The sequence below is a fragment of the uncultured Frigoribacterium sp. genome, assembly GCF_963515265.1.
In the GTDB taxonomy this organism is placed as follows: domain Bacteria; phylum Actinomycetota; class Actinomycetes; order Actinomycetales; family Microbacteriaceae; genus Frigoribacterium.
In genome coordinates, this window is record NZ_CAUPYL010000080.1 from 1 (window position 1) to 10,923 (window position 10,923).

Below are 10,923 nucleotides of genomic sequence, written 5' to 3' on the forward strand. Positions count from 1 at the left end.
GGTCCGGCGCGGACGCGCAGGGTCCGGCCCCCACCACGGCACCGGCGACGTCCGCCTCGCCGAGCGTCGACCCCGCCAGCGGGGCCGCGGGCTCGTTCCAGGATCCGGCGGCGCAGTCGTACACCCCGCCTCCTGCGGGCGCGACGCCCGAGCGGGTGCAGATCCCGTCCATCGGGGTCGACTCCGGCCTCGAGGACCTCGGTCTCGGCGCCGCCGGCGAGCTCGACCCGCCGCAGGCGTGGGAGTCGGCCGGCTGGTACCGCGACGGCACCGTGCCCGGCGCCGTCGGACCGGCCGTCATCGCCGGCCACGTCGACTCGGGCAGCGGACCCGCCGTGTTCGTCGACCTGGCGAAGCTGGCCGTCGGCGACGAGGTCCAGGTGACCCTGTCGACCGGCACCGTGGAGACGTTCCGCGTCACGGGCAGCGAGCGGACGCCCAAGGCGACGTTCCCCACCAGCGACGTCTACGGCTCGACGCCGACGCCGAGCCTGCGGCTGATCACCTGCGACGGCACCTTCGACCGCTCGACCGGGCACTACGTCGACAACCTCATCGTCTTCGCCGACCTCGTGTCGACGAGCTGACGACCCGCACGCCCACCACCCCACCACCCGGCGGCCGACGCACCCGACGCGCCGGCCCGCACAGCACCGCCGCACCACCTCACCCGACCCGCACCGCCCTTCTCTCCGACCCGACCGGAAAGGACCACCCCCGTGAACGACGCGCTCGTGATCATCCCCACCTACGACGAGAGGGAGAACCTCGACATGATCGTCAGCCGGACCCTCACGTCCGGCGCCGCCGTCGACGTGCTCGTCGTCGACGACGGCTCGCCCGACGGCACCGGCGACCTCGCCGACAGCTGGGCCGACCGCGAGCCCCGCGTGCACGTGATGCACCGCACCGAGAAGGCGGGCCTCGGCGCCGCCTACCTCGCCGGCTTCGCCTGGGGCCTCGAGCGCGGCTACGAGGCGATCGTCGAGATGGACGCCGACGGCTCGCACCACCCCGAGGACCTGCCGCGCCTGCTCGGCCTGCTCGCCGACGACGACCTCGTGCTCGGCTCGCGCTGGGTGCCGGGCGGCGAGGTCGAGAACTGGCCGCTGCGGCGTGAGCTGCTCAGCCGCGGCGGCAGCTGGTACACCCGCGGTGCCCTCGGCATCCGCGTGGCCGACACGACGGGCGGGTTCCGCGCGTTCCGTGCCTCGGCCCTCCGCCGCATCGATCTCGACGCCGTCGAGTCGCGCGGCTACTGCTTCCAGGTCGACCTGCTCTGGCGCGCCCTCCAGGCGGGCCTCCGGGTCGTCGAGACTCCGATCACGTTCACCGAGCGCGTCCACGGCGCCTCGAAGATGAGCGGTTCGATCGTCAGGGAGTCGCTGACCAAGGTGACCCTCTGGGGTCTCCGCCGACGGGGGCGTGCCCTCGTCGAGCTGGTCGTGCGACACCGTCGCCTGCCGAGCGTCCGCGCGACGTCGCACCGGGTCGGGCCCGTCGTGCGCCACGCGCAGGCGCGCTAGCAGGGAGGCGGCACCGTCCGCACGGCAGGGGTGGTCAGCCCCGGCCGTGCGGACGTCGTCATGTCCGGGCCCGGTCGAGCGGAGCGGCTAGCGGACCACCGCGACCGAGTGCGGCGGCAGCACCAGCTCGGCGCCGGCCGCGATCGAGTCGTCGCTGGCGAAGAGCACGGAGGAGGCGGGCACGTCGACCCGCGCCTCCTGCGTCCCGAAGTTGACGGCCACCCGGATCGTGCCCCGGGTCATCACGAACCAGCCGGCCTCGGCGTCGTGCTCGACCGAGGTGCGGCCGAGGCGCGGGTCGGTGAGCTCGGGCTCGGCGCGGCGCAGGGCCGTGAGCTGCTGGTAGGCGTCGAGCAGCAGGGCGTGGCGCCCGCGCCCGAGCTCCGACCAGTCGAGCTTCGAGTCCTCGAACGTCTGCGGGTCCTGGGGGTCGGGCACGACCGACTCGTCCCAGCCCGACTTGGCGAACTCGGCGATGCGGCCCTTCGCGGTGGCCTCGCCGAGCTCCTTCTCGGGGTGCGACGTGAAGAACTGCCACGGCGTCGACGCGCCCCACTCCTCGCCCATGAAGAGCATCGGGGTGTACGGCGAGGTGAGGGTCAGCGCCGCGGCGATCTGCAGCTGCCCGTCGTCGAGGGTGGCCGCGAGGCGGTCGCCGACGGCGCGGTTGCCGATCTGGTCGTGGTTCTGGTTGGCCACGACGAGGCGCCAGGCGGGCATGTGCTCGACGTCGACCGGGTGGCCGTGGTCGGCCTCGCGGAACGACGACCAGGTCCCGTCGTGGAAGAAGCCCTTCGTGACGACCTTGGCCAGCGAGTCGAGCGACGCGAAGTCGGCGTACCAGCTGTTCGTCTCGCCGGTCAGGGCGACGTGCAGCGCGTGGTGGAAGTCGTCGCTCCACTGCCCGTCGAGGCCCCAGCCCTGACGGTGGTCGGGGCCGAAGCCGCCGCCGTCGCGAGGCGTGACGAGGCGGGCGTCGTTCAGGTCGCTCTCGGCGATCAGCGTCAGCGGACGGCTCAGGTGGGCGCTGAGGGCGGCGGTGCGCTCGCCCATCTCCTGCAGCAGGTGCACGGGGCTGTCGTCGACGAGCGCGTGCACGGCGTCGAGCCGGAGGGCGTCGACGTGGAACCGCTCGAACCACATCAGCGCGTTGTCGAGGATGAACTCGCGCACCTCGTGCGAGCCCTCGTCGTCGAGGTTGACGTTGTCGCCCCACGTGTTCGCGTGCTTGCTCGACAGGTACGGGCCGAACACGGGCAGGTAGTTGCCCGAGGGGCCGAGGTGGTTGTAGACGACGTCCTGCACGACGCCGAGCCCCGCGGCGTGGGCGGCGTCGACGAAGCGCTGGTACGCGTCGGGCCCGCCGTAGTTGTCGGTGACCGTGAACCAGTCGACCCCGTCGTAGCCCCAGTTCCAGCGACCGTTGACACCGTTGACCGGCAGGAGCTCGACGAGGTCGACGCCGAGCTCGACCAGGTGCGGCAGCTTCGCGATCGCCGAGTCGAGGGTGCCGTCGGGCGTGAAGGTGCCGACGTGCAGCTCGTAGATCACCCCGCCGGCGAGCTGACGACCCGTCCAGGAGGCGTCGGTCCAGTCGAACGAGTCGCCGTCCCAGGTCTCGCTCAGGCCGTGCACCCCGTCGGGCTGGCGCCGCGACCGCGGGTCGGGCAGCGGCGTCTCGCCGTCGTCGACGAGGAACCCGTAGCGGTGGCCGGGCCCGCGGTCGAGGTCGGCGGCCGCTCGCCACCACCCGGTGGAGGCCTCGTGCTCGAGCGGCAGCACGTCGCCGTCGAGGTGCAGCTGCACGGTGGTCGCGGTGGGTGCCCAGACGTCGTAGACGCTCATCGGTCTCCTCGGGAGGTGTGGTGGTCGGGAAGGTGCAGGTGGTCGGGAGGCCGCGGGCAGGACGACGAACCGCCGACCCGCAGGGGGTCGACGGTAGTCGTGCGGAGGGCCGCTGTTACTGCTCGGCGCCGCTCTCTTGCTGTCCGTCCGCCGGGACGAGCAGCGCGACGGGGTACGTGTCGAGCACGTCGGCGAGACGCAGGCGTCCGCCCTCGTGCACGCGCCCGGTGAGGACGTCGCGCCAGCGCCGGCCCTGGACGAGGACGACGGTGTCGCCCCAGCCCCCGGCCTGCTCGAGGGCGACGGGCAGGCGCGTCGCGATGGTCAGCGCGCCGCCGCGGTCGGCGGCTACGGCCGAGTCGGCCTGGTCGCCGAACACCGGCAGGGCGCCGTAGCGCGTGAACAGCTCCGGGCGGTCGCGACGGAGCGCCAGTGCCCGGTGCGTGACGAGCAGCTTCGCCGCGCCCGTCTCGTCGACCGGCGGCGTCTCGCCGGCCGCGACCTGGTCGAGGAGGCGGCGGCGCAGCGCGAAGTCGACCTCGCGACGGTTGTCCGGGTCGACGAGCGAGTGGTCCCACAGCTCCCCGCCCTGGTACACGTCGGGGCTGCCGGGGCCCGTGAGCTGGAGCAGGGCGAGGCCGAGCGAGTTGCTGCGGCCGGGGGCGCGGACGACGTCGACGATCCTCTCGATCTCGTGCCGCACCTCCTCGTGGTCGAAGACCGCGTCGATGGCCGCGTGCATGCGCTCCTCGAAGGCCTCGGCGTCCGCGGTGCGGTCGGTCCACGTGGTCGAGGTGCTCGCCTCGCGGCTCGCCTTCTCGGCGTAGGCGTGCAGGCGCTCGCGCGACGCGGGCCAGGCGCCGACGACGCTCTGCCAGAGGATGTTCTCGAACGGGCCGTCGCCGATCGGGGCGAGGTCGCGGAGGCGCTCGAGGGTCGCCGTCCACTCGTCGCCGATCTCGGAGAGCACGGTGATGCGCGAGCGCACGTCGGCGCTGCGCTTCGTGTCGTGCGTCGACAGCGTCGTCATGCCGAAGGGCCGCTCGGCCAGGCGGGCCTGCTGGCGAGCGTGGAACTCGGCGGGCGTCAGCGAGAACTCGGCGGGGTCCGCGCCGACCTCGGTGAGGGTGGCGAGGCGGCTGTAGCGGTAGAACGCCGTGTCCTCGACGCCCTTGGCCATCACCATGCCGCTGGTCTGCTGGAAGCGCACGGACGCCGGGTGCGACTCGTCGGCCAGGACGGCGACGACGCGGGCGATCTCGTCCGCGAGGTCGGGGCGGCTCCCGGTCGCGACCTCGGCCGCACGGGCCAGCTGGTCGGCGCCCTGCGGGAGGTAGCTCCGGTAGACCGGGAACGCGGCGGCGAGCTCGGCGAGGGCGTCGACGACGGCCTCGTCCGCGCGCCCGTCGTCCGAGACGAGGCGCGCCAGGCGGCGGATCTCGCTGCCGAGGATGCCGTCCGCGATGCCGCGCTTGGTGCCGAGGATCATCCGGTGCCAGTCGACCGCCTCGTCCGAGGCGCGGGCGTCGCCGTCCGCGGGGGAGTGCGCGCTGTCGTCGTCGGCGCGGAGGCGCGAGTCGAGGCCGTCGAGCGCGGCGGCGCCGCGGGGGTCGACGAAGACCCGGTCGAGGTCGGCGAGGGCGTCGTAGCCCGTGGTGCCGTCCGTCGCCCAGTCCTCGGGGAGGCGCTCGTCGCCCTCGAGGATCTTCTCGACGAGCACGTGGGCGCCGCCGGTCAGCGCGGCGAGCCGGTCGAGGTAGGCGCCCGGGTCGGCGAGGCCGTCCGGGTGGTCGACGCGGAGACCGTCGACGAGGCCCTCGCGGAACCAGCGCCCGATCTCGGCGTGCGACTCGTCGAACACCCAGCCCTCCTCGACGCGGATGCCGGCGAGGGTGTTCACCGCGAAGAACCGGCGGTAGTTGAGGTCGGTGTCGGCGCGCTTCCAGTGCACGAGCTCGTACGACTGGCGGGCGTGCACGGCGGCGGCGTCGGCAGGGCCGTCCGCGGCGTCGCCGAGGGTGCCGGGCGCGATCGGGTAGACGTTCTCGTAGTAGTGCAGCTCGCCGTCGACGACCTCGAGGCCCTCGATCCGGCCGTCGGAGCCTGCCGGCTCGCCGAGCACCGGAAGCAGCACCTTGCCGCCGCCGGCCGCCCAGTCGACGTCGAACGCGTCGGCGTACGTGCTGTCCTGACCGTGCGTGAGCAGGTCCCACCACCAGGTGCTGGCCTTCGGGGTCGCGACGCCGACGTGGTTCGGCACGATGTCGACGAGCACGCCGAGGTCGGCGCCGTGCGCGCGCTGGGACAGCGCGTCGAGTCCGGCCGTGCCGCCGCGGGCAGGGTCGACCCGGCTGTGGTCGACGACGTCGTAGCCGTGGTCGCTGCCGGGCTCGGCCTCGAGCACCGGCGACAGGTAGACCCAGTCGGCGCCGAGGTCGCGAAGATACTGCACCTGGTCGGCCGCCGCGAACAGGTCGAAGCCCGCCCTGATCTGCAGCCGGTAGGTGGATCGGGGGTGGTCGTGTCGGGTCACGCGTGCTCCTCGGCCGTGGCTCGGAGGACGACGAGGGAACGGCCCGCCACGGGGAGCCGGTCGCCGGCGAGCAGCGCGGCAGGGACCTGCGGCGTGCTGGGGGGCTGGGTGGTGGTCGCGGCGCGCGTCGCGGTCGGCGTGCGCGGAGCGGACTGGGCCGGGGGCGGAGGCGCGGCGACGGTGCTGTCGACGACCACCTCCCACCCTTCGGCGTACTCGTCGGGCGGCAGGACGAACGTGACCGTCTCGGCGCTCGCGTTGAAGTACAGGACGAAGTTCACGTCGGTGATGCGGCCGCCGCGCTGGTCGCGCCCGCGGATGCCGTCGCCGTTGAGGAACATGCCGATCGCCTTGGCGTAGGACTCGTTCCACTCGCCTTCCTGCATGGCGTCGCCCTCGGGCGTCAGCCAGACGATGTCGGGCAGCGGCTCGCCCTCGCCCCGGGTGACGGGACGGCCGTTGAAGTAGCGCTGACGACGGAACGTGGGGTGGTCGTGCCGCAGCTTGATCACCTCGGCGACGAACTCGACGAGCTCGCGGTCCGCCGCCTCCCAGTCGATCCAGCTGATCGGGCTGTCCTGCGCGTAGGTGTTGTTGTTGCCGCGCTGGGTGCGGCCCAGCTCGTCGCCGTGCAGCAGCATCGGGACGCCCTGGCTGAGCAGCAGGGTCGCGAGGAAGCTGCGCTGGCGCTGCTCGCGGAGGGCGCGCACCTGCGGGTCGTCGGTCTCGCCCTCGACTCCGCTGTTCCACGAGCGGTTGTGGCTCTCGCCGTCGGCGCCGCCCTCGCCGTTCGCGTCGTTCTGCTTCTCGTTGTAGCTGACGAGGTCGCGCATGGTGAAGCCGTCGTGCGCCGTCACGAAGTTGATGCTCGCGACCGGGCGGCGTCCGTCGCGCTCGTAGAGGTCGGCCGAGCCGGTGATGCGGCTCGCGAACTCGCCGAGCGTGGAGGGCTCGCCGCGCCAGAAGTCGCGGACGGTGTCGCGGTACTTGCCGTTCCACTCGGTCCACTGCGGCGGGAAGTTGCCGACCTGGTAGCCGCCGGGGCCGACGTCCCACGGCTCGGCGATCAGCTTGACCTGGGACACGATCGGGTCCTGCTGCACGAGCTCGAAGAAGGTCGACAGCCGGTCGACCTCGTAGAACTCGCGGGCGAGGGAGGCGGCGAGGTCGAAGCGGAAGCCGTCGACGTGCATCTCGGTCACCCAGTAGCGCAGGCTGTCCATGATCAGCTGCAGCGAGTGCGGGTGGCGGACGTTGAGGCTGTTGCCGGTGCCCGTGTAGTCCATGTAGTGCTTGGCGTCGCCGTCCATCAGCCGGTAGTAGGCGGCGTTGTCGATGCCCTTGAACGACAGGGTCGGCCCGAGGTGGTTGCCCTCGGCGGTGTGGTTGTAGACGACGTCGATGATGACCTCGATGCCGGCGGCGTGCAGCACCCGGACCATCGTCTTGAACTCCTGCACCTGCTGGCCGATGTCGCCCGTCGCCGAGTAGGCCGCGTGCGGCGCGAAGAAGCCGATGGTGTTGTAGCCCCAGTAGTTGCTGAGGCCCTTCTCGAGCAGCGTGTTGTCCTGCACGAACTGGTGCACGGGCATCAGCTCGAGGGTCGTGATGCCGAGCTTCTTGAGGTGCTCGATGATCGCCGGGTGGGCGACGCCGGCGTAGGTGCCGCGCTCGTCCTCGGGGATGTCGGGGTGCGTCTCGGTGAGGCCCTTGACGTGCGCCTCGTAGATGACGGTCTCGTCGTAGCTGTACTTCGGGGGGCGGTCGCCCTGCCAGTCGAAGAACGGGTTGATGACGACGCCGAGCATCATGTGCGGGCCGCTGTCGTCGTCGTTCCGCGAGTCGGGGTCGCCGAAGTGGTACGCGAAGAGCGACTCGTCCCAGTCGATCTCGCCGCAGGTGGCCTTGGCGTACGGGTCGAGCAGCAGCTTGGCGGGGTTGGCCCGCGAGCCCGCCGCGGGGTCGTAGTCGCCGTGGACGCGGTAGCCGTACTTCTGCCCGGGCTGCACCGTCGGCAGGTAGGCGTGCCAGACGTAGGCGTCGACCTCGGTGAGGGGAACGCGCGTCTCGGCGCCGTCGGCGTCGAAGAGGCACAGCTCGACCTTGCTGGCCGCCTCGCTGAAGATCGCGAAGTTGGTGCCGCTGCCGTCGTAGGTGGCGCCGAGCGGGTAGGGGTTGCCTGGCCAGGTGTGCAATCGGACCTCCGGGTCGTGGACCACGTCAGCCTACGGGCAGCGGGCGCACCGGGGCCGCCGCGCCTAGCGTCGAGGCCATGACGACCGCAGCGCTGCCGACGACGGCAGCTGTCCTCGACCCTCGCCCGCGCCTCCTCGGGGCGGTGTCGTCGTGAGGGTCGTCGTGATCGGCGCGACGGGACACGTCGGCGGCTACCTCGTGCCGCGGCTCGTGCTCGCCGGGCACGACGTCGTCGCCGTGTCGCGCGGCGCCTCGGCGCCCTACCGCGAGCACGCCGCCTGGGCCGGCGTCGAGCGGGTGCAGCTCGACCGCGAGGCCGGCGACGCCGACGGCTCGTTCGGCCGGGCGATCGCCGACCTGCACGCGGACGTCGTCGTCGACCTGATCTGCTTCACGCCCGCCTCCGCGCTGTCGCTCGTCGAGGCGCTGCGGGGCAGCGGCACCGTGCTGCTGCACTGCGGCACCATCTGGGTGCACGGCCCGTCGGCCGAGGTGCCGGTGACCGAGGAGGCGCGGCGCACGCCGGTCGGCGAGTACGGCACGCAGAAGGCCGAGATCGAGCGCCTGCTGCTCGCCGAGTCGCGACGGCCCTGCGGCGTGCAGAGCGCCGTGCTGCACCCCGGGCACATCACCGGGCCCGGCTGGCCGATGATCAACGCCGTCGGCAACCTCGACCTCGACGTGTGGGAGGCGCTCGCCGCGGGGCGCGAGGTCGTCATGCCGGGCCTCGGGCTCGAGACGGTCCACCACGTGCACGCCGACGACGTGGCGCAGGCGTTCCAGAGGGCCGTTGAGCGTCCGGCGCAGGCCGTGGGGGAGTCGTTCCACGTCGTCAGCGACCGCGCGGTCACCCTGCGCGGCCTCGCCGAGCAGGTCGCGAGGACCTTCGGGCAGGAAGCGCACCTCACGTTCGCGTCGTTCGAGGACTTCCGGGCGCAGCGCAGCGCCGAGTCGGCGGACGCGTCGTGGCAGCACCTCTCGCGCAGCCACTCGATGAGCATCGACAAGGCCCGGCGTCTGCTCGGCTACGCGCCGCGGTGGACGTCGGTCGAGGCGATCGTCGAGGGTCTCGAGTGGCTGCGTGCCGACGGGCAGCTCACCCTCGCCTGACCTGCCTCCTCATTCAGGAAGATCGCGCCTGATCCCCGCAACGGAGGTGCCGATCGTCCTGAACCGTGCACAGCTCAGGAGGCGCGAGCGCTGTCTTCCTGATCTGTGACCGACGCCCGTCCACACAGTCGGGCCGCGGCGGCGCTATGATCGGCGGCACACACACGGGAGTCCGGTGATCCGGGCTGAGAGGAAGCGATCCACGCTTCGACCGTCGAACCTGATCTGGATCATGCCAGCGCAGGGAGGAGAGAACATGTCCGTTTCCGTGTCCGCGAACGAGGCCCAGCCCGGTCGCCAGGATCGTCCCACAGCATCGTCGTCGCAGGAGTCGCCGCCGAGGTCGCCCAGGCCGTCGCGCCGCTGGCGCGTCGTCGACATCGTCGTCGCCAGCGTCATCGGCGTCGCCTGCGGCGTCGTCTTCTGGGCCTGGGGCCTCGCGTGGGAGCCGCTCAGCAACCTGCTGGCCTTCACGCCCGGCCTGTCGGGCCTGCTCTCGGGCGGCTGGCTCTTCGCCGGCGTGCTCGGCGGGCTGATCATCCGCAAGCCGGGCGCCGCGGTCTACACCGAGGTGATGGCCGCCGTGGTGTCGATGCTGATCGGCACGCAGTGGGGCTTCTCGACCCTGATCTGGGGCGTCGTCGAGGGCCTCGGCGCCGAGCTCGTCTTCGCCGCGTTCCTGTACTCGTCGTGGCGCCTCCACGTCGCCCTCCTCGCCGGGGCCGGCGCGGGCGTCGCGGTCGCCCTGCTCGACACCTCGTTCTCGTCGGTCGCCGCGACCGCGCTCGAGTTCAAGGTCGTCTACGGCATCAGCGCCGTCGTCTCCGGCGTCGTGCTGGCAGGCCTGCTCTCCTGGCTCGCCGCCCGGGGGCTCGCCCGCACCGGCGCGCTCAGCCGCTTCGCCTCCGGCCGCTCGGCCGAGGCACGCGTCTGAGCAACGCGACCTCGACGACGTGACCGCCTCCTCCGGTGCCCGGGTCGACGCCCGCGGCTGGGGGTGGCGGCACGCCGGCCGGATCCTCCCGGCCGTGTCCGAGCTCGACCTCGTCGTCGAGCCGGGCGAGCGCGTGCTGTTGCTCGGCGCCTCCGGGGCCGGCTAGTCCACCCTGCTCGCCGGGCTCGCCGGCGTGCTGGGCGGCGCCGACGAGGGCGACGCCCGCGGCGAGCTGCTCGTCGACGGGCGTCCCCCGGCCGAGCAGCGCGGCCGCGTCGGGCTGGTGCTGCAGGATCCCGACTCGCAGGTCGTCCTTGCCCGCGTCGGCGACGACGTGGCCTTCGGCTGCGAGAACATCGGCGTGCCGCGCGACGAGACGTGGCGCCGCGTCGACGACGCCCTCCACGCCGTCGGGCTCGACCTGCCGCGCTCGTGGCCGACCGCCCAGCTGAGCGGCGGGCAGAAGCAGCGCCTCGCGCTCGCCGGCGCCCTCGCGATGCGACCGGGGCTCGTCCTGCTCGACGAGCCGACGGCGAACCTCGACCCCGAGGGCGTCGTCGAGGTGCGCGACGCCGTCGCCCGGGTCGCCGAGCGGACCGGGGCGACGCTCGTCGTCGTCGAGCACCGCGTCTCGGTCTGGCTGCCCGTCGTCGACCGCGTCGTCGTGCTCGCCGCGGGCGGGGGAGTCCTCGCCGACGGCGCCCCCGAGGAGGTGCTCGACCGGCAGCGCGGACGGCTCACGGAGGCAGGGGTGTGGGTCCCCGGGGTCGGGCCGGAGC

Annotated in this window: 7 protein-coding genes, 1 pseudogene and 1 riboswitch; of the genes and pseudogenes, 5 read left to right on the top strand and 3 right to left on the bottom strand. The window is 73.0% G+C overall.

The genetic code is table 11. From position 1 onward, the window contains the following. Both RWM17_RS08275 and RWM17_RS08280 read left to right on the top strand, forming a co-directional pair. Positions 1 to 587 (top strand): class F sortase (locus RWM17_RS08275; protein ID WP_314102617.1); only part of this gene is annotated, 587 nt, incomplete at its 5' end. Between the two features lie 132 nt (positions 588 to 719). Further along, positions 720 to 1,526 (top strand): polyprenol monophosphomannose synthase, encoded by an 807-nt coding sequence (locus RWM17_RS08280; RefSeq protein WP_314102619.1) that lies wholly within the window; start codon positions 720 to 722, stop codon positions 1,524 to 1,526. A gap of 87 nt (positions 1,527 to 1,613) precedes the next feature. On the opposite strand, the gene treZ is transcribed toward RWM17_RS08280, so the two are convergent. The 3 genes from treZ to glgX all read right to left on the bottom strand — a co-directional run bounded on the left by treZ (position 1,614) and on the right by glgX (position 8,099). Further along, positions 1,614 to 3,371 carry a malto-oligosyltrehalose trehalohydrolase gene (gene treZ / locus RWM17_RS08285; RefSeq protein ID WP_314102621.1) on the bottom strand — a complete coding sequence of 586 codons (1,758 nt, stop codon included), beginning with the start codon at positions 3,369 to 3,371 and terminating at the stop codon, positions 1,614 to 1,616. Positions 3,372 to 3,486: 115 nt separating this feature from the next. Beyond that, complete coding sequence (treY, locus tag RWM17_RS08290; RefSeq protein WP_314102623.1) at positions 3,487 to 5,904, bottom strand: malto-oligosyltrehalose synthase; 2,418 nt, start codon at positions 5,902 to 5,904, stop codon at positions 3,487 to 3,489. Continuing rightward, positions 5,901 to 8,099, bottom strand: coding sequence for a glycogen debranching protein GlgX (gene glgX, locus RWM17_RS08295; protein WP_314102625.1), 2,199 nt, complete (start codon positions 8,097 to 8,099; stop codon positions 5,901 to 5,903). Before glgX ends, treY begins: the two co-directional genes overlap by 4 nt. 163 nt (positions 8,100 to 8,262) lie before the next feature. Here glgX and RWM17_RS08300 point away from each other — a divergent pair, with 163 nt between their 5' ends. From RWM17_RS08300 to RWM17_RS08310, 3 genes and pseudogenes are all read left to right on the top strand, one after another. Next, the gene (locus RWM17_RS08300; protein ID WP_314102627.1) at positions 8,263 to 9,210 is read left to right on the top strand and encodes an NAD(P)-dependent oxidoreductase; all 948 of its coding nucleotides are present in this window, start codon (positions 8,263 to 8,265) and stop codon (positions 9,208 to 9,210) included. A 154-nt stretch (positions 9,211 to 9,364) separates the two neighbouring features. Continuing rightward, positions 9,365 to 9,475: riboswitch (TPP riboswitch) on the top strand. Then, positions 9,467 to 10,144, top strand: a complete 678-nt coding sequence (locus tag RWM17_RS08305; RefSeq protein WP_314102628.1) for an ECF transporter S component — start codon at positions 9,467 to 9,469, stop codon at positions 10,142 to 10,144. It overlaps the preceding riboswitch by 9 nt. A 19-nt stretch (positions 10,145 to 10,163) precedes the next feature. Then, positions 10,164 to 10,923: pseudogene (locus tag RWM17_RS08310) on the top strand (ABC transporter ATP-binding protein); the annotation flags it as partial.